24 protein-coding genes are annotated in these 25,524 nt (G+C 51.5%); 9 read left to right on the forward strand and 15 right to left on the reverse strand.

Going from position 1 to position 25,524, the window contains the following annotated elements:
* Window positions 1-195: 195 nt before the first annotated feature.
* The 6 genes from SPK40_RS20740 to gmhB all read right to left on the reverse strand — a co-directional run bounded on the left by SPK40_RS20740 (window position 196) and on the right by gmhB (window position 6,821).
* Window positions 196-1,044, reverse strand: coding sequence for an ABC transporter ATP-binding protein (locus SPK40_RS20740; protein ID WP_330961756.1), 849 nt, complete (start codon window positions 1,042-1,044; stop codon window positions 196-198).
* 36 nt (window positions 1,045-1,080) lie between these two features.
* Entirely contained in the window at window positions 1,081-1,953 is an 873-nt protein-coding gene (locus SPK40_RS20745; RefSeq protein WP_330961757.1) for an ABC transporter ATP-binding protein, read from the reverse strand.
* Window positions 1,954-1,970: 17 nt separating this feature from the next.
* Window positions 1,971-3,803, reverse strand: a complete 1,833-nt coding sequence (locus SPK40_RS20750) for an extracellular solute-binding protein (RefSeq protein ID WP_330961794.1) — start codon at window positions 3,801-3,803, stop codon at window positions 1,971-1,973.
* Window positions 3,804-3,831: 28 nt separating this feature from the next.
* Window positions 3,832-4,875, reverse strand: a complete 1,044-nt coding sequence (locus SPK40_RS20755; RefSeq protein WP_330961758.1) for an ABC transporter permease — start codon at window positions 4,873-4,875, stop codon at window positions 3,832-3,834.
* 1 nt (window position 4,876) lies between these two features.
* On the reverse strand, window positions 4,877-5,902 hold the full coding sequence (locus SPK40_RS20760; protein ID WP_248144188.1) for an ABC transporter permease subunit: 1,026 nt from the start codon (window positions 5,900-5,902) through the stop codon (window positions 4,877-4,879).
* Between the two features lie 361 nt (window positions 5,903-6,263).
* Window positions 6,264-6,821: a D-glycero-beta-D-manno-heptose 1,7-bisphosphate 7-phosphatase gene (gene gmhB / locus SPK40_RS20765; protein ID WP_330961759.1), complete on the reverse strand. Its 558-nt coding sequence runs from the start codon at window positions 6,819-6,821 to the stop codon at window positions 6,264-6,266.
* Between the two features lie 350 nt (window positions 6,822-7,171).
* Between gmhB and metN the strand changes: the two genes are divergently transcribed.
* The 3 genes from metN (at window position 7,172) to SPK40_RS20780 (ending at window position 9,819) form a co-directional block, all read left to right on the forward strand.
* Window positions 7,172-8,206 (forward strand): methionine ABC transporter ATP-binding protein MetN, encoded by a 1,035-nt coding sequence (metN, locus tag SPK40_RS20770; RefSeq protein WP_330961760.1) that lies wholly within the window; start codon window positions 7,172-7,174, stop codon window positions 8,204-8,206.
* Window positions 8,196-8,882 carry a methionine ABC transporter permease gene (locus tag SPK40_RS20775; RefSeq protein ID WP_248144183.1) on the forward strand — a complete coding sequence of 229 codons (687 nt, stop codon included), beginning with the start codon at window positions 8,196-8,198 and terminating at the stop codon, window positions 8,880-8,882. Before metN ends, SPK40_RS20775 begins: the two co-directional genes overlap by 11 nt.
* A 121-nt stretch (window positions 8,883-9,003) precedes the next feature.
* Entirely contained in the window at window positions 9,004-9,819 is an 816-nt protein-coding gene (locus SPK40_RS20780) for a MetQ/NlpA family lipoprotein (protein WP_248144181.1), read from the forward strand.
* 79 nt (window positions 9,820-9,898) lie between these two features.
* On the opposite strand, the gene ykgO is transcribed toward SPK40_RS20780, so the two are convergent.
* Together ykgO and SPK40_RS20790 are read right to left on the reverse strand one after the other, a co-directional pair.
* Window positions 9,899-10,042 carry a type B 50S ribosomal protein L36 gene (ykgO, locus tag SPK40_RS20785; RefSeq protein WP_036755872.1) on the reverse strand — a complete coding sequence of 48 codons (144 nt, stop codon included), beginning with the start codon at window positions 10,040-10,042 and terminating at the stop codon, window positions 9,899-9,901.
* Between the two features lie 9 nt (window positions 10,043-10,051).
* The gene (locus tag SPK40_RS20790) at window positions 10,052-10,303 is read right to left on the reverse strand and encodes a type B 50S ribosomal protein L31 (RefSeq protein WP_248144179.1); all 252 of its coding nucleotides are present in this window, start codon (window positions 10,301-10,303) and stop codon (window positions 10,052-10,054) included.
* A 134-nt stretch (window positions 10,304-10,437) separates the two neighbouring features.
* On the opposite strand from SPK40_RS20790, the gene tsaA reads away from it, so the two are divergent.
* From tsaA to SPK40_RS20820, 6 genes are all read left to right on the forward strand, one after another.
* The gene (tsaA, locus tag SPK40_RS20795) at window positions 10,438-11,142 is read left to right on the forward strand and encodes a tRNA (N6-threonylcarbamoyladenosine(37)-N6)-methyltransferase TrmO (protein ID WP_330961761.1); all 705 of its coding nucleotides are present in this window, start codon (window positions 10,438-10,440) and stop codon (window positions 11,140-11,142) included.
* Window positions 11,143-11,283: 141 nt separating this feature from the next.
* Window positions 11,284-12,999, forward strand: a complete 1,716-nt coding sequence (locus tag SPK40_RS20800; RefSeq protein WP_330961762.1) for a proline--tRNA ligase — start codon at window positions 11,284-11,286, stop codon at window positions 12,997-12,999.
* 158 nt (window positions 13,000-13,157) lie between these two features.
* Window positions 13,158-14,282: a patatin-like phospholipase family protein gene (locus tag SPK40_RS20805; RefSeq protein ID WP_248144172.1), complete on the forward strand. Its 1,125-nt coding sequence runs from the start codon at window positions 13,158-13,160 to the stop codon at window positions 14,280-14,282.
* A gap of 93 nt (window positions 14,283-14,375) precedes the next feature.
* Entirely contained in the window at window positions 14,376-15,230 is an 855-nt protein-coding gene (locus SPK40_RS20810; RefSeq protein WP_330961763.1) for a GGDEF domain-containing protein, read from the forward strand.
* A 71-nt stretch (window positions 15,231-15,301) separates the two neighbouring features.
* The gene (locus tag SPK40_RS20815; RefSeq protein WP_248144168.1) at window positions 15,302-15,508 is read left to right on the forward strand and encodes a YaeP family protein; all 207 of its coding nucleotides are present in this window, start codon (window positions 15,302-15,304) and stop codon (window positions 15,506-15,508) included.
* A complete protein-coding gene (locus SPK40_RS20820) occupies window positions 15,508-15,696 on the forward strand; it encodes a DUF4250 domain-containing protein (RefSeq protein WP_248144166.1) in 189 nt (62 codons plus the stop codon). Before SPK40_RS20815 ends, SPK40_RS20820 begins: the two co-directional genes overlap by 1 nt.
* A 70-nt stretch (window positions 15,697-15,766) precedes the next feature.
* Here SPK40_RS20820 and SPK40_RS20825 read toward each other — a convergent pair whose 3' ends face one another.
* From SPK40_RS20825 to lpxB, 7 genes are all read right to left on the reverse strand, one after another.
* The gene (locus tag SPK40_RS20825; RefSeq protein WP_330961764.1) at window positions 15,767-17,116 is read right to left on the reverse strand and encodes a sodium-dependent transporter; all 1,350 of its coding nucleotides are present in this window, start codon (window positions 17,114-17,116) and stop codon (window positions 15,767-15,769) included.
* A gap of 165 nt (window positions 17,117-17,281) precedes the next feature.
* Window positions 17,282-17,593 carry a c-type cytochrome gene (locus SPK40_RS20830; protein WP_248144162.1) on the reverse strand — a complete coding sequence of 104 codons (312 nt, stop codon included), beginning with the start codon at window positions 17,591-17,593 and terminating at the stop codon, window positions 17,282-17,284.
* Between the two features lie 70 nt (window positions 17,594-17,663).
* Complete coding sequence (gene tilS / locus SPK40_RS20835; RefSeq protein ID WP_330961765.1) at window positions 17,664-18,995, reverse strand: tRNA lysidine(34) synthetase TilS; 1,332 nt, start codon at window positions 18,993-18,995, stop codon at window positions 17,664-17,666.
* A 155-nt stretch (window positions 18,996-19,150) separates the two neighbouring features.
* Complete coding sequence (gene accA / locus SPK40_RS20840; RefSeq protein WP_248144158.1) at window positions 19,151-20,110, reverse strand: acetyl-CoA carboxylase carboxyl transferase subunit alpha; 960 nt, start codon at window positions 20,108-20,110, stop codon at window positions 19,151-19,153.
* A gap of 57 nt (window positions 20,111-20,167) precedes the next feature.
* Window positions 20,168-23,647, reverse strand: a complete 3,480-nt coding sequence (gene dnaE, locus SPK40_RS20845; protein ID WP_330961766.1) for a DNA polymerase III subunit alpha — start codon at window positions 23,645-23,647, stop codon at window positions 20,168-20,170.
* A gap of 85 nt (window positions 23,648-23,732) precedes the next feature.
* A complete protein-coding gene (gene rnhB, locus SPK40_RS20850) occupies window positions 23,733-24,338 on the reverse strand; it encodes a ribonuclease HII (RefSeq protein WP_330961767.1) in 606 nt (201 codons plus the stop codon).
* A 45-nt stretch (window positions 24,339-24,383) separates the two neighbouring features.
* Window positions 24,384-25,523 (reverse strand): lipid-A-disaccharide synthase, encoded by a 1,140-nt coding sequence (gene lpxB, locus SPK40_RS20855; RefSeq protein ID WP_248144153.1) that lies wholly within the window; start codon window positions 25,521-25,523, stop codon window positions 24,384-24,386.
* Window position 25,524 lies beyond the last annotated feature (1 nt).

Genomic DNA, 25,524 nt, shown 5'->3' on the forward strand with positions numbered 1-25,524 from the left:
GTATCATTGTCGAGTGCCCACACAGATTGCATGGTCAAATTGTTAAAGAACTTTGCTATCCCGTTGAACCGTTTGGTTTATCGTGACAACGGAGGCGCATTATAGAGACCTCCTCAGAGAGCGCAATAGTTTTTTTGAATTTTATTTTCAAAAGGTCAACATTTAAACAAAAAGAGATAAACAAGTTCGATTTGATTATTTTGAGACCGATTTCAAGGCTATTTTCGGGGTTGATTGGATGATGTCCTGTCGCTGCCGGGGATGCGTAATCGGAATCGCAGATAATAATGTCTTGGTATATTCCGCCTGAGGTGATGAATAGATCTGTTCTGCCGAGCCAATCTCGACAATCTTTCCGTAATACATCACCGCGACCCGATCGGATACATGTTTCACCACGGATAAATCATGCGAGATGAAAATCACGGAAAGATCCATTTCCTGTTGCAAGGACAGCAGCAAATTCAGGATTTGTGCCTGCACTGAAACATCCAACGCAGAAACAGATTCATCACAGATAAGTAGTTTGGGTTTTAATGCGATGGCCCGGGCAATCCCAATCCGCTGACGCTGGCCGCCGGAGAACTCATGCGGATAGCGATTGACAGCCGAAGCCGGTAAGTCCACTTTCTGTAGTAAATCCAGGACCCACTTTTTACGCTCAGCCGCACGACCAATCTGATGGATGATGAAAGGCTCCTCAAGAATCATGCCGATGGTGTGTCGCTGATTCAGGGATTCCAGCGGGTCCTGAAAAACGATTTGCATGTCTTTTCGTAATGGCCGCATCTGACGCGGTGAGAAATCCGTAATATCTTGCCCTTCAAAGATGATACGGCCGTCTGTTGGCTCAAACAGTTTGAGAATGCTTCGGCCTAAAGTGCTCTTGCCGCAGCCAGACTCCCCCACCAGCCCGAGCGTTTCCCCTCTGGCTAATGAGAAAGACACACCATCAACCGCTTTGATGGTATAGCCCTTCTTAAAAATCCCCTTCCCAGAGATAAAATGCTGTTTGAGGTTATCGATACGAAGAATTTCATCCATTGAACTGCACCTGATGTTGGCAACAATGACGGTCTGTCATGACTTCCTGAACTCCGGAAACAATGTCGGGTCTATCGGTTCAAACGGGATCATCTGCTTGCCGGGTCTGTTTAAATCAGGCATCAATCCCAACAAACGCTTGGTATATGGATGCTGCGGATGATCAAACAACTCAAAAACGTCGGCGGTTTCCAGCACTTTGCCCCCATACATAACGGCAACATCGTCGCAAATCTCAGCGACGACACCTAAATCATGGGTAATGAAGATCATGGCCATGCCCGTTTCTTCCTGAAGTGCTTTCATCAGTCTCAGGATTTCAGCCTGAATGGTGACATCCAGCGCAGTGGTTGGCTCATCACAGATCAGAATATCCGGCTGACAGGCCAGCGCCATTGCAATCATCACCCTTTGCCGCATCCCTCCGGACAAATGATGCGGATACTCATAGAGCCGCTTTTCGGCCATCGGGATACGTACCTTTTTCAGCATTTCCAGCGAGTAAAGGCTGCGTTCCTTTTTCTTCAGCTCCGGCCGGTGCAGTTCCAGCACTTCGTTCAGCTGCTTTCCAATGGTATGGACCGGATTGAGCGCGGTCATGGGATCCTGAAAAATCATCGAAATGCGATCCCCCCGCATCGCGTACATTTCTCTGGCCGACAGCCGGAGTAAGTCTGTATTCCGGTAAAGTACCTTTCCCCGGGTCACCCGCCCATAGGGCTGCGGAAGCAGCCCCATAATTGACATCGCCGTCACACTCTTTCCTGAACCCGATTCCCCGACCAAACCCAGGGTACGGCCCTTTTTGACATCAAACGAGACACCGTGCAGCACTTTCACAATACCGTCATCGGTACTGAATTCCGTCTCCAGATCCCGGACTTGCAGAATCAGTTCTTCATTCGCCATACAACACGCCACTCCGCTCAGAGCTTGTATTTCTCTTCAACTATGGTCACCGGCTCAAAATGCCGGCCTGATTTCATGGCCGCTTTGGTTTCCTTTTTACGCGATTCATCAATCCAGAAGGTACCAAAATCCTGGAAAGTGCCGGACGGAAAAAGAAATTCGGTTAATTTGGTCATGGCAGGTTTGGGGATCTGCAACCAGCGCCAGTAAGCCTCCCGGGCATAAGGTCGCATGTAACCCGGAACAATCACGCTGGCATCAGCAATAATCGACTGAATCTGCCTGGCTTCAGCTTTCTTCTTCTCCAGATCAAACTCAGAGCGGTACGCCAAGATCAGCCGGTCAAGCTCCGGCGTGCTGTAGTTGGTGAAGTTGTTGTTTTGCGGTTTATTGGCATTGGCCGAATAAAAGTACTCCCAATACTGGGGAATTTCGCTGGTTCCCATATTATGGAATGACAATTCATGCTTCTTCTCAAGGACATACTTGAACGCAGATGAGCCATCGACCAAATTCAGGGTAAACTCCAGACCGGCCAGTTTTGCCTGTTCTTTCAGGTAAGCAATTTGAGGAGTGAGGTAGCCATAACTGTAAGTGATCGCAAAAGACAGCCGTTGTCCCTGCTGATTCACCCGAATCCCATCCGGGCCAATCTGGCTGAATCCCGCTTTTTCAAAATGCCGGATTGCAAGCTCGGGATTAAACGGCGGCGCCTTGATGTCGGTATTGGTGTAATCACCATGCCCGATCCCCATAGGATTCGGTTTTCGGATCACATCACCGCGCAGCACTTTGTCAATCAGGCCGTCAAAGTCACTGGCCAGCGCAATCCCCTGACGGACGTCTAGGTTATCCAGCAGCGGCTTGGCCGTGTTGATCCAAAGCCCTCCGGCTCCCATCGGGGTCTGGTTGTATCCCCAGAACTTGTGAATATAGCCATTTTCAAAGTTCGGTGTTTGCGCTTTCTCTCGCCAGAGCTCCGGCGTGTCCAGCCAGAAAGAATCCAGATCCCCTTTTTCAAAATGCTGACGGGCAATGTCTTTGTCGCGAATGACTTTGATACGGATTTTTTCCACATTATAGCGATGCTGGTAATAAGGATTGGTATACCCCCACCAGTCTTTCCCGACATGTTTGAAGGAAATAGATTTTCCTTTTTTGATCTCATCAACGTAATAAGGTCCGGCAGACGGCTCCGGCTTGAAGTTGTAATAGCGGACAAAATTGTCCTGAATGCCGTCGTTATTTTTATCAGTTTTGGGCTGATAGAAATGCGCAGGGATCGGTCTCAGATTGGCATAAAGCATCAGTTCTTCAGCATTACGCTTTTCAGCCGACACCACGGCAAATGTCAGGCCATCGTACTTAATCACGTCCTCTATCTGCTGGTTGTAAAAGGTATTGTACCAGGGGGCAACAATATCTTTGGAACGCATGAAGGTCAGCACAAAGGTAAAGTCGTCGGCAGTAATCGGTTTCCCATCGGACCATTTCGCATTGGGATTGATCCGGAAATACACGGTCTTATCATCATCGCCATACGCCCATTCGGAGGCAATATCCGGGATCCACGCATAGGTATTGGGGTGACGGGTGACCGCAGCCGGGCGACTGTCTAACAGCCATGACCTGAATCGTCCGTTAGAATCCGGACCGACCGTACGGAACGTTTGCGGGAAACTCTCGATGTAGGTATGAAATGTCCCGCCAAATTTTGCTTGCGGAGAAGCAAACAGCGGTTCATGCAGATTCGATTGCCATTTCAGCCCCGCAGGTAACTCAGCAGCAGTCAGCAACGGGCTGCCCAGAGCCATGGCGAGAAATGCGGATATGCTCAGCGTCTTTTTCATCATACGTCCTTGTTGTATGGCTACTCTGTTAACTATAACGGGTAAATTTCTTGGGATCGAAAGCAGCCCTGACACTTTCACCGATGAACGTCACCATCACCAGGACAGCCACTATAGCCGTGACGACCGTCGTCACTATCCAGGGTGCATCCAGGTTCGATTTTCCCTGCTGCAATAAATCTCCCCAGCTCGGTGTCGGCGGCATCAGGCCCAGACCAAGATAATCCAACGCCGTCAGAGCCGTAATATTGGCCGAAATGGTAAAAGGCGCCAGTGTCACAATCATCACCATCACATTCGGCAAAATATGCGCATAAAGGATGCGCCAGTTCGATGCGCCTATCGCCCTGGCTGCCATCACGTAATCTCTGGCAACTTCCTTGTAAGTCATTGTTCGCATATACCAGGTCATTCCCATCCAGCCAAACAGCACATTGATGGCAACGAATAAGGTAAAAGACGGCTGGGTAATCGACACCAGAATCATGATGACGTAAAGGAAAGGTACCATCGACCAAACTTCGATAAAGCGTTGCACCAGCAAATCAAACTTGCCGCCCCAAAACCCCATCGCACAGCCGACCATGGTTCCGATAGCGTAGGAAATCGCCATCGTCAGCAAGGCAAACCCCATGGTAATGCGAAAGCCGTATACAAGCCGGGCCAGAATATCCCGCCCGATGGTATCAGTTCCCAGATAATGCCGAGATTCTGCATCCGGTGCCGTCGGAGGAAAATCGCCACTGAAATCCTGCTCCAGCGGATTCCAGGGCACCAGCGGCATGATGACGTAGTCGCCTTGTCCTGCTTCTGTAAATCGTAGCTTTAAGTCCCGGTACTGGGCTTCGCTCTGATAGTCTTCACCAAAGGTTGTCCCGGGCAGCACATCACTCATGACAGGGAAAAAATAGGCCCCCTGATACTTCACGACCAAGGCCTTGCTGTTAATCAGAAACTCAGCAAATAATGAAAGCACCAACAAAGTCGAGAGGATCACCAAAGACCAGTAGCCACGCCGGATCTCTTTAAATCGTTTGATTTTTTTCTGGGTTAATGGGCTCAGCGACAACATATCAGGCTCCGAATCTCACACGAGGATCCACCAGCGCAACACAAATATCCGAAATAATATTGCCCAGCATTAATAAAACGGCGTTGATCGCAACGATCCCCATCACAACCGGATAGTCCCGCTCCATAATTGATTCATATCCTAATAAGCCAACGCCATCGATATTAAAAATAACTTCGATCAGAAACGATCCGGTCATGAAAAAGAGCAGCGAGTTCCCGAAATGACTGGCAATGGGGATCAGACTGTTTCGCAACGCATGCCGACGGACCGCCTGAGAAAATGGCAGTCCTTTTGCGATGGCTGTCCGGATATAGTCAGCCGATAACGTCTCCATCATATTATTTTTCATAGTCATCGTGAGGGTGGCAAAATCACCAATGAGGTAACAAATTAAAGGTAAACACGCATGCCAGAAAATATCTTTGATTTGCAGCCAGACGCTTTCGTAGTCCTCAAATTCGTCACTGACAAAACCGCCCATGGGGAACCATTCCAGCTGATAACTGAAAAACGTGATCAACAGGACACCAATCACATACCCCGGAAGCGCGTAACCGATAAAGATAAGAATCGAAGATGCCGAGTCAAAATGACTACCGTGTTTCAGCGCTTTGTAGTAACCCAGCGGGATGGAGATAAAGTAACTGAGGAAGAACGTTACTCCGCCGTAAAACAAAGAAATCGGCAGGCGTTCCATAATCATGTCCCAGACCGGTTCGTAGTAACGGGTTGATAAACCGAAGTCCAGTTGCACCAGTTTCGTCAGCCACTCACTGTAGGCTTCAAAAACCGGTTTATCCAGCCCGTAGAAAGCATTCAGTTCTGCCAGTTGCTCTTCAGAAAGCGCATTACTCTCCCCGGCCATGGACGGTGACGATGACATCCCCTGCTGGGCCTGAATATTCGCCAGCATCCGCTCGACGGGTCCGCCCGGCACAAACCGGGTCAGCGTAAAGATCAGTACGGTTATCCCGATAAAAGTAGGGACCACTAACGCCAAGCGGCGCAAAAAATACGACAACATCCGCTTCCATGACTCCCTGTCATTGCCACAATTCCTTTCAATCGCAGTATAGCACCAGTCCAAATTTGCTATCCGTCAGACGAGAGCAATCCAATCGCCTCTTTCACCAAACGGAATGTTCAACTTAATCTCATTAATGTTATGAATCAACAATCAAAATCAGCACCTCCCCGGATCATTCAGGCTGAGACAGATGAATAACGTCGGTTCAGTAAAATCGAACATACAAAACATGAAAGATCTGACTGAATGGTTCTGTTCAAATACTCTGAAGCTATTTCACTGGTTCGATTGCCGCCGATTCCGAGACATAAAAAAAGCAGGCCATTGGCCTGCTCAGAAAAATGCATCACGAACTTGTTTATTTCACAGACGCCAGCCATTTCGGCACATCAGCAACACTATCCAACACCACAGTGGCCAACGCTTCACCGGCTTCAGTCACCGGCTTACCGGTACGGACCAGAATCTTCGTGCCGACCTCTGCCGCTTCAGCCGCTTTCATGTCATCGGTTTTATCACCGATCATGACTGAACGCGCCATATCAATCTTCAGAAAATCGCGGGCAGAGATAAACATTCCCGGTTTCGGTTTGCGGCAATTACAGTCCTGCAGGTAATCACCCTGCCCCTCACTCGGATGATGCGGGCAATAATAAATTCCGTCAAACTCCACACCATTGTCGACAAAGTTCCAGTCCATCCACTCTGTCAGACTCAGAAATTCATCTTCCGTGTACATCCCTTTGGCAATACCAGCCTGATTAGTCACCAGTACCAGAAGATATCCCATCTCTTTGAGCTGCTTACAGGCGTCAAACACACCTTCAATATATTCAAAGTCATCCACGGTATGAACATAACCATGATCAACATTAATCACGCCATCACGATCGATAAACACAGCAGGCTTAGCCAAGCGACCACCTAAATCTCGAAACCAAAATTGACTAAATTATGGCATGGCTGCCAGCCGGATTCATCTCTTAATCCGCATCAGGACACAAACCGGTTTCGCGAACAGATTTCAGCTCAACTTCTGAAAAAACCCATTTAGACGTCTAGACGTAAAAATATCTATTGACTTAGCCATCTAGACACCCTAGCATCAGGCAACAGAAGGCACGGAAAAAATCCGCGAACACAAACAAATAACAAGGTCATGCGCCAATTCAGCATACAAAATCACTAAAACAGGCGAAGTAATGACCGCAACGCTATGCTGGATACACATTTTCTGGCACGTCAAAAGTAGTAGCAGGACACAGAATGATAGAAATCAACAGGGTCAATAAAGTCTTCAAGGTCGGGGATAAAGACATCCACGCCCTGCGCGATATCAATCTCAGTATCGGGGAAGGAACCATTTTCGGCGTGATCGGTGCGTCCGGCGCCGGTAAAAGTACTCTGATCCGTTGCGTCAATTTGCTGGAAAAACCAACTTCTGGCCATGTGGTTGTCGACGGAGTCGACCTGACACAACTCTCCAGCCAGGAACTGACGCTGGCCCGCCGTAAAATCGGCATGATTTTCCAGCATTTCAATCTGCTGTCTTCGCGAACCGTTTTTGACAACGTGGCTCTGCCACTGGAGCTGTCCGGCACAGATAAAACCGAAATCCAACGAAAAGTCTCCGAACTGCTGCAACTGGTTGGCCTGGCCGACAAACACCATGCTTATCCGTCGAATCTGAGCGGCGGTCAGAAACAGCGTGTGGCGATTGCGCGGGCACTGGCTTCAGACCCGAAAGTCCTGCTGTGTGATGAAGCCACCAGCGCACTGGATCCGGCCACCACCCAGTCAATTCTGGAACTGCTGAAAGAAATCAACAGTAAACTGAACCTGACCATTTTGCTGATCACCCATGAAATGGATGTGGTGAAAAGCATCTGCTCTGAAGTGGCCATTATTGGTCAGGGCGAATTGGTTGAAAAAGGCCCGGTCGGCGATATTTTCGCTCATCCGAAAACAGAACTGGCACGTGAGTTCATTCGCGCAACCCTGGATCTTTCCATTCCGGAAGACTATCAGGCACGACTGGAGAGCACCCGCACGGAAAGCAACTATCCGCTGATTCGCCTTGAATTTACCGGCGCCTCCGTGGATGCCCCCCTGCTCAGCCAGGTGTCACGCCAGTTTGGTATTGATGCCAACATTCTGAGTGCCGACATGGACTACGCCGGCGGCGTGAAGTTTGGCTTGATGCTGGCAGAATTTTTCGGAACAGAGGAAGCGACACAACAAGCCATCGCTTTCCTTCGCGAACATAAAGTTAATGTAGAGGTGCTGGGTTATGTTGCTTGATTCTATCGCCGCCTGGTGGCAAACCAACGAACGTCTGGTCGGTCTTTTAACGGAAGCTCTGGGTGAAACCCTGATGATGGTGTTTGCCTCCGGTGTGATTGGCTTCGCGATTGGTATTCCGCTGGGTGTTGCCCTGCATCTGACCAAACCCAAAGGTCTGATGGCAAATCCAGGCCTGAACAAAGCCTTGGGCACGGTCGTCAATATTGGCCGCTCGATCCCGTTTATTATCCTGCTGGTTGCTATTATCCCCTTTACCCGCTTTGTGGTGGGCAGCTCAATCGGCACCGCTGCGGCAATCGTCCCGTTGACCGTCGGCGCAATTCCTTTCATTGCCCGCCTGGTTGAAGGCGCGCTGCTGGAGGTACCGAGCGGGCTGGTTGAAGCTGCGCAAGCCATGGGCGCCACCCCGACCCAGATTATCCGCAAGGTGCTGCTGCCGGAAGCCCTGCCGGGCATTATCAACGCAGTCACCATTACGCTGGTCACGCTGGTGAGTTATTCGGCCATGGCCGGTACCGTCGGCGGCGGCGGTCTGGGCGATGTCGGTATCCGTTACGGTTATCAGCGCTTTGACGGCACCGTCATGATGATTACCGTGGTCATGCTGGTGATTCTGGTCCAGCTGATTCAGTCTGCAGGTGACCATCTGGTCCGCCGCGTCGACCACAGATAAGTTAACGAGAACAAGACAGAAAACTCACATTCGCCGGACATCATATTCAGGCGATACCGATAAGTTAGTGAAATACAACGACAACAAAGTACAGGGTTACCCTGAACATAGGAGATGTACAATGGCACTGAATATTAAACACTTCTTCGCAGTGGCGGGACTTGCTTCAGCTCTGGCTCTGACGGGCTGCGGAGAAAAAGAAGCCGCAGTAGACAACAGCAAAATCAAAGTCGGTGTGATGGCCGGTTCTGAAGCACAGGTTGCTGAAGTTGCCGCTAAAGAAGCCAAAGACAAATATGGTCTGGATGTTGAGCTGATCACTTTCACTGACTACGTATCGCCAAACGCAGCACTGGAAGAAGGTTCCATTGATGTGAATGCATTCCAGCATAAACCTTATCTGGATCAGCAAGTCAAAGACCGCGGTTACAAGTTCGCCGTTGCCGGTAACACCTTTGTTTACCCAATCGCAGCCTATTCAAGCAAAATCGCATCAATTGATGAGCTGCAGGACGGTGACCAAATTGCCGTGCCAAACGATCCGACAAACCTCGGCCGTTCCCTGCTGTTGCTGCAACAACAGGGTCTGATCAAACTGAAAGAAGGTGCTGGCCTGACAGCAACCGTACTGGATATTGTTGAGAATCCGAAGAATCTGGAAATTGTGGAACTGGAAGCGCCTCAGCTGCCGCGTTCTCTGGACGACGTCAAACTGGCGATTATCAATAACACCTATGCCAGCACAATTGATCTGACGCCGGAGCATGACGGCATCTTCGTTGAAGATAAAGAGTCACCATATGTAAACCTGATTGTGGCGCGTGAAAACAACGTGAATGCAGAAAACGTGAAAACGTTCGTGAAAGCATACCAGTCAGATGCGGTGAACGATGCAGCCATGAAAATCTTCAAAGGCGGTGTGGTGAAAGGCTGGTAATCCACCTGACACTATATTCCCTTTCAACATCAGAAAGCCCCTCCAAGGGGCTTTCTTTTTATCGCTTACTTTGTATCAATTACTTTTTCTTTTTCACCTTTCCCTGCACCGCTTTCAGGCGCGGATTCGATTTACAAATCACATAGATCCGGCCTCGGCGTTTCACCACCTGACAATCCCGATGACGTTGCTTGGCACTCTTTAATGAACTTAATACCTGCATGAGTTTTCCTTATTTGCTGAATGCCGCAAAGCGACGCTGAAAGTTCGCCATCCGGCCTTCCGATTGAATAATGCGCTGCTTCCCGGTGTAAAACGGATGTGATTCAGAAGAGATGTCCAGTAAAAAGTACGGGTACTCTTTCCCATCTTTCCACCGGATCGTCTTGTCTGTTTTCAGGGTGGATCCAATCACGAAATACTGATCCACGCTGGTGTCGTGAAATACCACTTTCCGGTATTCAGGATGAATGTCTGGTTTCATAAAGCCCCCTCAATTAAATGTTATATTATAACATAACATTTGATATTCGTTCTCAACAAGCATTTTTTCTTCGGGCTTTGCGGCAGGCTCTTATGTTATGGTCTGCGGGATCTTTTACTCAGCCTGAAAACACCATGACAGAGACATTCCAGCTACAGCCCGTTGGCATCATTCATTCTCCCTACAAAGAAAAATTTGCCGTTCCGCGCCAGCCCGGACTGGTTCCCAGTGCCAGAGCGACACTGGCCCTGTGTGGCGATGCAAACAGTCCTGAATCGGTCCGGGGTATAGAACAGTTCAGTCACCTGTGGTTATTGTTTTTGTTTGATCAGAACCTGTCGGCAGGATGGCGGCCGACGGTGAGACCTCCCCGGCTGGGCGGAAACGAACGCATTGGCGTATTTGCGAGCCGGGCGACTTTTCGTCCGAACGGGATTGGGATGTCCGCCATTCAGCTGTTGGGAGTCCGTCAGGAAAACGGGCAGGTTTTACTGGATCTGGCCGGCGTCGATTTAGTCGATGGTACGCCCGTGATTGATATCAAACCTTATATTCCATATTCAGACAGCCTGCCTGATGCTCTCGGCGGTTTTGCTGCGGAAACGCCCGCTTTGCTGCCCGTTGAGTTCTCAGCGGCAGCCTTGTCAAAGCTCAGCGGCAACGATGCGGCATATCACCGGGCCGTGATTGAAGAAGTGCTGGCACAGGATCCCCGTCCGGCATACAAAAAAGGCAAACAAGACGACAGACTGTATGGCGTCCTGCTGTTCAGCTACAACGTTCAGTTCCGGTTTGAAGGAAATCAAGTCCGGGTCGAAGATTTGGCATCGCCCGAATAATCACACCATACTTACCCTATTTTCCGGTGACTGACGTCACCGGAAAGCCAATAAGCGTCGGGTTCCCTTTGGCGAAAGGCCGATACGCTGCTAATATACTGCTTCCAAATCAATCCTCATAATTACCAACGGATACCATCAATGCGTACCAGTAAATATCTTCTTTCTACTTTGAAGGAGACTCCAAACGACGCAGAAGTGATCAGCCACCAGCTGATGCTGCGTGCAGGTATGATCCGTAAGCTGGCCTCAGGTTTGTACACCTGGCTGCCTACTGGTCTGCGCGTTCTGCGTAAGGTCGAAAATATTGTTCGTGAAGAAATGAACAAAGCCGGTGCAGTCGAAACGCTGATGCCTGTCGTTCAGCCATCTGAACTGTGGCAGGAAACAGGCCGCTGGGACAAATTTGGTCCTGAGCTGCTGCGAATCGCTGACCGTCACGACCGACCGTTTGTACTGGGCCCGACCCATGAAGAAGTCATCACTGATATGGTGCGCAATGAGGTCAAATCTTACAAACAGCTGCCGCTGAACCTGTATCAGATTCAGACCAAATTCCGTGATGAAGTTCGTCCGCGCTTTGGTGTCATGCGCTCCCGTGAGTTCATCATGAAAGATGCTTACTCTTTCCATCTGGATAAAGAGAGTCTGCAGGAAACCTACCAGGACATGTACCAGGCGTACAGCAATGTCTTCAGCCGTATGGGTCTGGACTTCCGCGCAGTACTGGCAGACACCGGTTCAATCGGTGGCAGCGGCTCGCACGAATTCCACGTTCTGGCGGAAAGCGGTGAAGACCTGATTGCCTTCTCGACCGAGTCAGAATACGCAGCGAACATCGAGAAAGCCGAAGCGCTGGCACCAACCACTGAGCGTGCTGAGCCAACGGAAGAGATGAAGCTGGTTGATACGCCAAACGCGAAAACCATCGCTGAGCTGGTCGAACAATTTGGCCTGCCAATCGAAAAAACAGTGAAGACATTGTTCGTGAAAGCTTCTGAGGAAGCTGATGCTGAGCTGATCGCCCTGATCGTCCGCGGCGACCACGAGCTGAACGAAGTCAAAGCTGAGAACCTGGACTGTGTGGCCAAGCCGCTGGAATTCGCGAGCGAAGAAGAAATTCGTGCGGTTGTGAACGCGGGTCCCGGCTCTCTGGGCCCTGTCGGCCTGAGCATTCCGTTCATCGTTGATCGCAGCGTTGCAGTGATGAGCGATTTCGGTGCCGGTGCGAACGTAGATGACAAGCACTACTTTGGGATCAACTGGGGCCGTGACGTCGAACTGGGACGTGTCGAAGATCTGCGTAACGTGATTGAAGGCGACCCAAGCCCATGTGGTCAAGGTACCATCCTGCTCAAGCGTGGTATTGAAGTCGGCCACATCTTCCAGCTGGGCACCAACTATTCTGCCTCAATGGGTGCAACAGTTTTGGATGCCAACGGCAAACAAGCCGTGATGGAAATGGGATGCTACGGTATCGGCTGTACGCGTGTTGTCGCAGCAGCTATCGAGCAGAACAACGATGAAAACGGCATCATCTGGCCAGACGCTATTGCACCGTTCCAGGTTGCGATTGTACCAATGAACATGCATAAGTCTGAAGAAGTTCAGCAGGCAGCAGAGAAGCTGTACGCCGATCTGACGGCTGCCGGTATTGAAGTCCTGTTCGACGATCGTAAAGAACGTCCGGGTGTCATGTTCGCGGATATGGAACTGATCGGTGTCCCGCACACCGTGGTGATTGGTGACCGCAGCCTGAAAAACGGTGAGGTGGAATACAAAGACCGCCTTACCGGTAACAAAGAACCTGTTGCAGCAGACAGCATTGCGGATTTCATTAAGCAAAAGCTGGCATAATTGCCGAAACAATTCTTTCAAGCCTCCTTCGGGAGGCTTTTTCGTATCTGTGCCACAGAAATTCAGTCTAAGATAGGCATAAACTGAGTCTTATCATCAGACTAGACGCCACCAAAGTCTGCGATTTCTGTTTTTACCATTGGAGTGGAAGTGCCAGTATGGGCAAGGAAAAGCCAAAAATCAGTCTCCTGCTTTCCGGCGGCGGTGCCCGGGCTGCCTATCAGGTAGGTGTGCTGAAAGCGATTTCCGAGTGGTATCCGAGGAACCACCACAGCCCATTTGACATTTATTGCGGCACATCAGCAGGAGCGATCAATGCGACAGCAATCGCCTGCTATGCGTCCTGTTTTCGCTTGGGTGTCAAAAAGCTCGAATGGATATGGGCAAGACTCCACAGCCGCCGTGTATTCCGTTCCAGCACTGTCGGGATAACACAACACTTATTCCACCAGCTGCTTGCCCGACTGCAGGCGCCTTATCATCCCAGACCGCCGTTTGGGCTGCTGGATAACCGGCCTTTGCGTCAGCTGCTGAATCAGGCAAACAATTATGCCCGCCTGGAGCAACAGATCCTGGCGGGTAACCTTCACGGTATTTCCGTGACGACGTCCAGTTACAAAAGCGGAAAAACAATCAGCTTTTTTCAGGGCCAGCAAAGTATCGAGCCCTGGACGCATTCGACATCGAAAGGACGCCGGTCACTGATCACGACTGAGCACCTGCTGGCATCATCGGCGATCCCTTTTGTCTTTCCGGCCAGCCGGATTGGTCAGGCTTATTATGGTGACGGCTCGATCCATCAGCTGACACCGCTGCGCCCGTCGATGAAAATGGGGGCAGATAAAATCCTGATCATTGATTTGATCAACCAGCGGCTCAAACCCAGAGATCCCACTCAGGCTCCCGGTTTAGGCATGCTGACCGGCCACCTGATGGACACCATCTTCAGCGATACCATGGCCGCCGAACTGGAGCATTTGGAAAATACCAATCTTCTGCTCCACAAACTGCCTGAGGAGGAACGCAAAAACATGGCCACCAAGGCAGTCGAAACCCTGCACCTGTTCCCCAGCCAGTCTTTTGAACCGCTGGCTCAGGCGTTCTATCATCATATGCCACTGGCGGCGAGAAGCCTGATGAGGCTGTTAGGGATCAGTCCAAAAGACGATTCCGCACTGACCAGTTACATCCTTTTTGAGCCGAATTATATTCACGCGCTGATTCATTTGGGCTATGTGGATGCGCAGGAACGGGAAGGTGAGCTACGTTCGTTTTTAGAATAAAAACAATGAGAGATTTTCATTTTGTTCCATTTTCTATTGATCTGGTTCTAAAATCTCCTATATTAAAACCCTTACTAATCAACAACATTAACCATGGATCCGATTATCTGGCAAAAATCGCTGGCTGATTCTTCACCAACCCGAGCCAAACCACTGGGGGCTGATCAGCGCTTGCTGATCCTGCAAAAATTGCAGGGGAAACCAGAATTGTCAGTCTTGCTGGAAGTCTTTGCCATGGAAGTGGAAAAGCAAATTGACGTCAGCCGGATGCTCTGGCGTCAGGACACCACGACCACCCTCGTTCGCCATGGTCCCTCAACCGACAACCGCCAGTGCTTTATCCTTCGCTATGCGGATCAGCCGCTGGGAGAGCTCCAGTATGATACACCTTATGCACTGGATCAGGATGAAGTCAATTTGATTCACACCTATCACAGACTGCTGGCCGGTCCGTTATTCAGCGCAATGGAATATCGCCGGGTCAAAGAAATGGCGATGCGGGATCATTTGTCCGGCCTGCGAAACCGCAGTTGTTTGGATCAGGACATCCTCCATGCCATTGCCATGAGTGAACGCCGTCAAGTGGGTCTGGTTTTGCTGTTGTTTGATCTGGATAACTTCAAGCAAGTGAATGACAAATACGGTCATCTCGATGGTGATAATGTGATTCGCCGTTTTGCTTCTATTCTGAAACATTCCGTTCGTACTTCCGATCGCTGTTACCGGATGGGGGGAGATGAATTTGTTCTGCTGCTGCAACCCGCTTCGGAGCAGTCTGCCCATAAAGTCATTCAGCGGGTGATGACCCGGATGACACGCGACCATACACTTCGCAGTCTGGAGATCGGTACCTCCATTGGTGCCAGCCAGTATCACCAGGGTGACTCTCCGACCAGCCTGCTGGAACGTGCAGACAAAGCCCTGTATCAGCACAAACGCTCGAAATAGCCTCTCGATCTCACCTATCGTTCGCGGTAAGCTCAAAACTCTTTTTCTTTTGTCGTCAATCAGGAGACACCATGAAAGTCGCCGACTGTTGCGAGCTTGTTCGTCAAAGTTACAGCCAAATCGGCAGCGGAGATCAGGGCTATATCCCCGCTGCAATCGCCTGTGCCGTTCGTGCTTTAAATGACATCGCCGCCAATCCGGAATTGCCGGTCCAGGTTCGAGAGCAAGCCGCCTTTGCTGCGGCCAACCTGCTGATCAGTGACCACGAGGACAACTGATGGATTTAAAAAAATTTGAAACCATGGATCCAGTGATGCTGATGAGCATTGTGAATATGAAGATTCGTGATGAATTCGGGGATTTAGAAGCTTTAACGCGATTCTATGAAATTGACCAGGCTGTACTGGTCGCCAGACTGGCAGCGGCCGGTTTCGATTATCTGCCGGAAGCCAAGCAATTCCGCTAAGGCTTATCGGGCATAAAAAACGGAAAGCACCCGCTTTCCGTTTTTTTGATGATTCATGACGATGTATCGCTTAACTGAAGGAAGAGACCAGCACCGTTGCCACCAGCACCGGACAGACAAACTTCACATACAGCGGCCAGATTTTCCAGAACAGTGACTGCTCCAGTTCCGGATTACCGGCACTCAGTTCTTTCAGCTTACTGTGCCGTGACCATACCCAACCGCCAAACAATGTGAACAGCAGTGCCGCAAATGGCTGAAAGTACTGTGTGGCGACCGTTGCGACCAGGCCAAACAGCTCACCGAAGTTAAAAATGATCACCGCACTGAAGACTGCAATCACACCACCCAGCACCCAGCTGGTCGATTTACGGCCGGTGTCGAAACGCTCACTCACCAACGCAACCGGACATTCCAGCATAGAAATCGATGAAGTCAGGGCCGCAATGGTCATCAGCACAAAGAACACCAGCGCAATCAGCTGACCGGCAAAGCCCAGGCTGTCAAACAGCATTGGCAACACAGTAAAGACCAGGGTATCTGAGCTCAGCAGTGAGCCGTCATCTGCATAGATGGCCACACCTTTTTGCATGGCTACAAACATGGCAGGCAGCACCACCAGACCGGCGATAAATGCCACCGCAGTATCAACCAGCGTCACACTCAGCGCCATTTTCGGCAGGCTCTCTTTCTTGCTCAGGTAAGAGCCGTAAATCAGCATTGAGCAGCCACCAATGGTCAGGGAGAAAAAGCCCTGTCCCATCGCGGCAAGCAACAACTTGGGTTCCAGTACTTTACTGAAATCCGGGATCAGATAATGCTTCAGACCTTCCATCGCGCCGTCTTGGGTCATGATATAAGCAAACAGCAGCAAGAAGAGCACAAACAGCGCCGGCATCAGTCGGGTCGACCACTTCTCGATCCCCTCTTTGACCCCGCTCTGTACGATCAGAATGGTCAGCAGATAAAAGATTGCCGCACCGAACAGGTTACGAGAAACCGAAAAGCCTTTTAACCAGGCCGTCAGATCCGCCAGACCAAAAATATCCGTCACTGCAGCCATCATGAACGTCACCAGCCAGCCGGCCACGATGCTGTAAAACGCCAGTACCAGACAAGGCACCATCAGGCCAATCCAACCGACCAATGCACCAGTGCGTTTCGCTACCGGGTTATCACTCAGATGACGCATACTGTCGACCGGGTTTGCCTGCCCGTGGCGACCAATGGCCATTTCCACAATCAGCATCGGGAAGGCAACCACCAGGATCATCAGCAAATAGACCAGCAGGAAAGCGCCACCACCATTGCTGGCAGCCTGGGTCGGAAACCCCCAGATATTCCCTAGTCCAACCGCAGCACCTGCCGCAGCCAGAATAAAGCCCATCCGTGAGCCAAAATGTTCTCGTGTTCCTGCCATGATTCACAACCTCAATGTATCAGCGGACTAGTACAATATATTTAATCAAGGTCATTATCAATGCCAGCGTAACCAACTGGATAAATATTAATCAGGCAGAGAAATGTTCATACAATATATCGACAGATAAAAAAATATCCGCCCTCAGGCGGATATCCGTACGGCTTATTTCATCTGGGAGAAATATGCAGCGACATTCTCCATATCCGTGTCGCTCAGCATTGCCGCCTGGGGCTGCATCACCATGGCATTCCCGCCGTTACGATCTTTGTTCTTATACGCTTTCAGTGCATTGACAATATACTGTGCATTCTGGCCTTTCAGATTCGGATAGCCGGGAATCACCGCGATACCATTCGCGCCATGACAAGCGGCACAAATTGCAGCTTTGGCTTTTCCGGCCTCGGCATCACCCGCTGCCATTGCCGGCAGGGAAAAGAACGTCGCGATGAGTGTCAGCGTCAGTGCTTTTTTCATAGGATCCTCATTTTTCTAGTTTTATCGACATTTAAACACTGACTGACTATCTACATTCCTGCCCCCGATGTCAGTGTAGGGGATCACACTTCCAGACCAACCGGCACGCATCGCCTTCAAACCCTTTCACCACGAACAAACCAGCCACAGCTGCCAGCTGCTCACCGTAGAACAGCAATGGGGTCTGTCGTCGCCGCCAGCTCGGAACGCCATACTCCTGAAACAGTTTTTTCAGTTTGCGGCGACCGGCCCGGCCGACAGGGTGCGCGCTCAGACCGCTGGGATCAAACCCCACCCAAATGTGTTCATCCGGTTTGGGTAACCGCATGGCCTCACCCAATTGTAGCCCGGTGACCGGACCATCCGCGGAAAGTGTCAGGCTTCCCAAGGACGGCGGCAACATGCAGGACTGATTCAGCACCATGTTAGCTCGCCACTGGCTGATATCCGGCAGCGGCCGAATCGCACACAGCTGCTGCTGGTAACGGCGGAGATCATAACCATTCAGGGATACACAAGGATTCGCGTCTTCACGGGCAAGACAAACACTTTGCCAGACCTGCACCAGTTGTGCCTTTGTCGGCAACGGCAACCCTTGCTGCTGCAACCACAGACGGATCAGAGCCCTCCCCTGAACCTCATCCTGCAATCCCGCCAGATTCAGACTGCCGTCCGGTAAACGGTGCTGGCTGAGCTTATCCGCCAGCAGTCCTTCCAGCAGCGCCTGCTGCTCTCCGCACAGCGCCGCACTGCGGGTCGCTGACTGCCGCAGTCCCGGCCAGCGCGAAGTCAGCAGTGGGAGAATTTCCTGACGCAGGAAATTACGGTCAAAACGAGTGTCTTGATTACTTTCATCCTCGACCCAGCACAGATTGTTCGCCCGCGCATACGCTTCCAGCGTCGCCCGACTGGTATCCAGCAATGGCCGCAAATGAATTCCCCCGGCAAACGCCTTACGTACCGGCATTGCTGCCAGTCCGGCCGGCCCGCTGCCACGCTTCAGCGCCAGTAAAATGGTTTCCAGTTGATCGTCAGCATGCTGGGCCGTCAGTAAATACGTCCCCGGCGACATGTATTGAGCCAGCGCCTGATAGCGGGCATCTCTGGCCGCCTGTTCAAGACTGATCCGGCTCCCGGTCTGTACGCTCACGCTTTCAGCCTGAAAAAGAATGCCATCCTGCTTCGCCCATGCCTCACACTGTGCCATCCAGTGGTCTGCATTCGGACTGAGGCCATGATGGACATGCACCGCTGTCACCGGATATTCAGGAAAATCACGGACAAACCGGCTTAACAGATGCAACAGCACCCGGGAGTCAAGGCCGCCGCTGAACGCCAGGACGAGTGGCGCAGGTTCAGGACATAAACGTCGTAATGTGTCGGCAAATTGATTCAACAGCATGGGATTCCGTGGGACTGTACAGGATGGATAATTCAACACTCTTATCTTATCGCAGGGTAACCCGAGATGGTAACCGCGCGACATGCAGAGAAGCCCGAAAACAAAACGGGCCGCACTTGGCGACCCGTTTTCCTGGTATTCAATTGAATCGATAATCAGCAGTAACCGTAGCCCAGCAGACGCTGATAACGACGCTCCAGCAGGCTCTCTTCGTCCATTGCTTCCAGTTCGTCCAGCGTCTTCAGCAGCTGCTGTTTGATGCTGGCAGCCATCGCCGTAACATCGCGGTGTGCACCACCCAGGGGCTCACCAATAATGTTATCGATCAGACCCAGTTCTTTCAGACGCTCTGCTGTCATACCCATCGCTTCAGCTGCCTGAGGGGCTTTGTCAGAATCACGCCACAGAATGGATGCACAGCCTTCCGGAGAAATAACAGAATAAGTTGAGTACTGCAGCATGTTGACACAGTCACCCACGCCAATGGCCAGCGCGCCACCGGAACCGCCTTCACCGACCACATTACAAATCACAGGAACCGTCAGACCCGCCATAACTTTCAGGTTCATCGCGATGGCTTCAGACTGGCCGCGTTCTTCAGCACCAACACCCGGGTATGCACCCGCAGTATCAATGAAGGTAATGATTGGCATACGGAAACGCTCGGCCATACGCATCAGGCGCAGGGCTTTACGGTAACCTTCTGGCTTTGGCATCCCAAAGTTACGCAGTACTTTTTCGCGGGTTTCACGGCCTTTCTGATGACCGATTACCATCACCGGGCGGCCATCCAGACGAGCAATACCACCAACCAGCGCTTTATCGTCCGCAAAAGCACGGTCACCTGCCAGCGGGTCGAACTCAGTAAAAATATGCTCGACATAATCCAGCGTGTAAGGACGCTGCGGGTGACGGGCCAGTTGGGCAACTTGCCATGCACCCAGATCACCAAAAATTTTCTTGGTCAGTTCCAGGCTTTTTTGCTCAAGCTGAGAAATTTCTTTGTCCAGATCCACCGAGGCCGATTTGTCACGGTGTGACACATCGCGCAATGCTTCAATTTTGGCTTCTAGTTCGGCAATCGGTTGTTCAAAATCCAGGAAGTTCAGGCTCATACGACTTGTAATCCTTTGTCCATGTTAAGCGACCTGCCATTACAGGTGCCGGACGCATTAATTAAACTCAAATTCGACTTGCTGCTCGCCCAATAGCACTTTGAGATCAGTGATGAGATCATCATTCGGCGTAATCCGCCACTCCGTGCCCAGGGTAATTTTAGCGCGCGCATTCGAACGCTGATAATAAATATTCACCGGGACAGTACCTGCCCGGTGCGGTTCCAGCGCTTTGCTGAAACGCTCAAAAAATGTGTGATCAATTTGCCTTTCAGTCAGCGAGATGGCAAGACCCCGCAGATGCTTTTCTCGAGCTTCAGAGATATCAAGGACTTCACGTGCGGACATTTTAAGGCCGCCATTAAAATCATCAAAGCTGACCTGTCCGGAAACAACCAGAATCCGGTCTTTTTCAATCAAATCGAGATATCGATCCAAAGCCTCGGAGAACAGCATCACCTCCATCCGGCCCGATCGGTCATCCAGTGTCAGCACGCCAATACGTGTGCCACGCTTGGTGGTCATCACCCGGGCCGCAATGACCAGCCCGGCAACCGTCACCACTTTATCCCGCCCCGTCGGATGAGCATCTTTCAGCCGCCAGGTGACATAATGCTTCAGTTCACGAACATAACTGTTAATCGGGTGGCCGGTCAGATAGAGTCCCAGCGTATCCCGCTCCCCTTCCAGCCAGATTTTCTCCGGCCATTCAGGAATATTGGCATAAGCTTTTTCGACCTCTTCCGGCGCAGCGGTCAGTACACCAAACATGTCGGCCTGACCAAAAGCTTCGGCCTGATGGTGCTGACCTGCCGCTTTCAGCGCATCATCCAGCGTTGCCATCATGGCAGCACGGTTCGGTCCCAAACGGTCCATCGCCCCGGCCTTAATCAGCCGTTCCAAGACCCGCTTGTTCACTTTCTTGGTGTCTATTCTGGCACAGAAATCAAACAGATCTTTAAAATGTCCGTCTTTTTCACGCGCCGCAATAATATTTTCAATCGGGCCTTCACCCACGCCCTTAATGGCGCCGATGCCATAAACAATCGCACCCTCTTCATCAACCGTAAAACGGTACAGCCCCTTATTCACATCCGGCGGCAACATTTTGAGGTTCATGCGCTGGCATTCTTCCACCAGCCCGACCACTTTGTCGGTATTATCCATATCCGCGGTCATGACCGCCGCCATGAACTCTGCCGGAAAGTGGGCTTTCAGCCACAGGGTCTGATACGAAACCAACGCATAAGCTGCTGAGTGCGATTTGTTGAAGCCGTAACCGGCGAATTTCTCCACCAGGTCGAAGATCTTCATTGCCAGTTCGCCGTCAACGCCGTTGTTGACCGAGCCCTCTTCAAACGTGGCCCGCTGTTTGGCCATCTCTTCCGGTTTTTTCTTACCCATCGCCCGGCGCAACAAGTCCGCGCCACCCAAGCTGTAACCAGCCAGAACCTGGGCAATCTGCATGACCTGCTCCTGATACAGGATGATGCCGTAGGTCGGTTCCAGAATTTCCTTCAGCGATTCGTGCTGATAGGTCGCATCCGGATAAGAAATCTCTTCACGACCGTGCTTCCGGTCGATGAAGTTATCTACCATGCCTGATTGCAGCGGTCCCGGACGGAACAGCGCCACCAGTGCGATCATGTCTTCGAAACAGTCCGGCTGCAGCCGCTTGATCAGATCTTTCATCCCGCGGGATTCGAGCTGGAATACCGCTGTAGATTCTGAGCGCTGAAGCATGGCAAAGGACTTGGCATCGTCCATCGGAATCGCGGCGATATTGACCGGCGGTTTGCCCAGCTTTTCGAGACGCGGGTTAATCATCCCCAGCGCCCAGTCAATGATGGTCAGTGTCCGCAGACCCAGGAAGTCGAACTTCACCAGACCCGCAGTTTCCACATCATTCTTATCAAACTGAGTCACCGGATGGTGACCTTCCGAATCACAGTACAGCGGAGCGAAATCGGTGATCGTCGTGGGTGAAATCACCACACCACCCGCGTGCTTACCGGCGTTCCGGGTTACCCCTTCCAGCACCCGGCACATATCAATCAGTTCTTTGACTTCTTCGTCCGATTCATAGACTTCGCCAAGCTGCGGCTCGGCATCAAAGGCCTTCGCCAGCGTCATGCCCGGCTCAGCCGGGACCAGTTTGGAGATCCGGTCGACAAAGCCATACGGATGCCCCAGGACCCGGCCCACGTCCCGAATCACCGCTTTCGCAGCCATGGTACCGAACGTGATGATCTGGGACACGGCATCCCGGCCATACATCTCGGCTACGTGATCAATCACCTGATCCCGCTTGTCCATACAGAAGTCGATATCGAAATCGGGCATGGAAACCCGTTCCGGGTTCAGGAATCGTTCGAACAGCAGGTCAAATTCCAGCGGATCCAAATCGGTGATATCCAGTGCATAAGCCACCAGAGAACCGGCACCAGACCCCCGCCCGGGACCCACCGGCACCCCGTTCTCTTTTGACCACTGAATAAATTCCATCACGATCAGGAAGTAACCAGGGAATCCCATCTGGTTGATCACTTCCAGTTCGATGTCCAGACGCTCGTCGTACTCAGGGCGGCGCTGCTTGCGGACTTCTTCATCCGGAAACAGAAATTCAAGACGTCGCTCCAAACCTTCCTTGGATTTAAGGACCAGGAAGTCTTCCGTCGTCATATCACCGGTCGGGAAGTTCGGCAGGAAGTATTCGCCCAGACGGACCGTCACATTACAGCGCTTGGCAATCTCAACGGAGTTTTCGAGTGCTTCCGGGATGTCGGCAAAGAGCGCGCACATCTCGTCCTCACTGCGCAGATATTGCTGAGCACTGTAGTTTTTCGGGCGGCGGGGATCGACCAGCGTATAGCCGTCATGGATACACACCCGGATTTCATGAGCATCAAACTGTTCCGGACTGATAAAACGCACATCGTTGGTCGCCACCACAGGCAGCTCAGCCTCTGCGGCCAGCTCAACCGCGAAGTGCAGGTAAGCTTCCTCATCCGGACGGCCGGTTCGGACCAGCTCCAGATAATAACAATCCGGGAAATACGTTTTGTAGAAGGTGACACAGCGTTCAACAGCCGCCTTGTTGCCTTTGAGCAACGCCTGACCGAGATCACCACTCTTCCCGCCAGACAACAGGATCAGCCCTTGCTTGTGCTCAATCAGCCAGTCCCGGTCAATCACCGGCATATGCTGAACATGACCACGCTGATAAGCTTTGGAGATCAGCAGGGTCAGATTTTTATAGCCGTCATTATCGGCCGCCAGAACGGTCAGATCCGTCAGATCATCACCATTCTCATCACAGCGCACTTTAAAATCAGCACCAATGATCGGTTTGATTCCGGCACCATGCGCCGCAAAGTAGAATTTCACCAGACCACAAAGGTTCGTGAAATCCGTCAGGGCCATTGCCGGCATACCCAGCTCTGCTACTTTTTTGACCAGTGGCGGGACCTTACTCAGGCCATCGACCATCGAAAAGTCACTGTGGATGCGCAGGTGTATAAAGCGTGGTTCTGCCATGATGATGTCGTCAATTCAGCCGTTAAGACACAAACAGAGGTTGAGTCTAAAATGATTTCCCGGCAACGCAAGTACCGGGAAACTGTTACTTCAAATTTTGGGCAATTCGCTCTCGAACTGGCTTAAAACTTTTCCGGTGCTCATCAATCGCACCGAACGCCTCCAGCGCAGCAAAGTGCGCTTTCGTCGGATAGCCTTTGTGCTGAGCGAAGCCATAAGCCGGGTAGCGGGCATCCAGCTCGACCATTTCCTGATCGCGGGTCACTTTAGCCAGAATCGACGCAGCGCTGATTTCGGCCACCCGCAAGTCACCTTTTACCACAGCCTGAGCCGGCATTGGCAGCTGCGGGACCTTGTTCCCGTCAATCAGGACAAAGCCAGGCTCAACAGACAGTCCGGCGACCGCACGCTGCATGGCAACCATCGTCGCCTGCAGAATATTGAGCTCATCGATCTCTGACGGCTCGCAGCGGCCCAGTGACCAGCTCAGTGCTTTTTCTTTGATTTCATCAAACAAAGCCAGGCGTTTTTTCTCGCTGAGCTTTTTGGAGTCCGTCAGCCCTTCAATGGGATTGGCCGGATCGAGAATCACCGCGGCGGTAACAACCGCACCGACCAGAGGGCCGCGACCGACTTCATCGACACCGGCAATCAATGGAGCATCAGGGTAAATAAAAGGTTCGTATTGCATGATTGGTTCACTCTGGCCGGTCTACAGAACCGGCCATGGTTTAACTTATTTGCCGATCAGCGTCAGCACCGCATTGGCGGCCTGCTTATCGGCGTCACAACGGATCAACTGATGCAGACGGGTAAATTCAGCCATCAGTGCGGCATTCTCAGCAGCCAGGCTTTGCTCGACCGCAGCGGCCAGTTTTTCCGGCACGCAGTCTTCCTGCAGCAGTTCAGGCACCAGCTCACGATCCGCAAGGATATTCGGTAAAGAAACATACTTGGTTTTCAGCATCCGCTTGGCAAGCCAGGCCGTCAGAGGCTTCACTTTATAGCCAACCACCATCGGCCGCTTCACCAGCATACATTCCAGCGCGACCGTGCCCGACGCCAGCAGGACCGCATCCGAAGCTGTCATCACATCCCGGGCCGTATCATCCACCAGCACAAAATCCAGTTCAGGCGCTGTGGCTTTCCAGGCCTGCTCAAACTGTTCTCTGCGTTTCTGATTCACCAGAGCCACAACAAATTCCAGCTCAGGATACTTTGCTTTCAGGATCTGACAGGTCTGAATGAAAGGCTCAGCCAATAAGCTCATCTCGCCGCCCCGGCTGCCAGGCAGCACGGACAACCAGCGTTTCTCCGGATCCAGTCCCAGTTTTTGCCGGGCGGCAACTTTGTCCGTTTCCAGTGGAATCGCATCGGCCATGGTATGGCCGACAAACTCACAGGGCACGTTATATTGGTCGTAAAACGCTTTTTCAAACGGCAGGAAGGCCAGGACCAGATGGGTTGCCGCTTCAATCTTAAAGATACGCTTTTGGCGCCAGGCCCAGACAGAGGGACTGACGTAGTGGACGGTTTTGATGCCCTGCTGCTTGAGATCTTTTTCAAGTCGCAGGTTAAAGTCCGGGGCATCGATCCCCACGAAAACATCCGGCGGATTGTCGGTGAAGTATTTCACCAGCTCAGCTTTAATATGAAACAGGCGAGGCAGTCGGCCGATCACTTCGACGATGCCCATAACAGCCAGTTCTTCCATATCAAACAAGGCTTCACAGCCTAAGGCCTGCATACGCGGCCCCGCGACGCCGACAAACTCAGCATCAGGATAGCGCGCTCTGACCGCCTCGATAAAACCGGCCCCTAAAATATCGCCGGAGATCTCTCCGGCGACTATTCCTATACGAAGTGGTTTCGTCATA

It is taken from the genome of Photobacterium sp. 53610, assembly GCF_036409375.1.
Lineage (GTDB): Bacteria > Pseudomonadota > Gammaproteobacteria > Enterobacterales > Vibrionaceae > Photobacterium.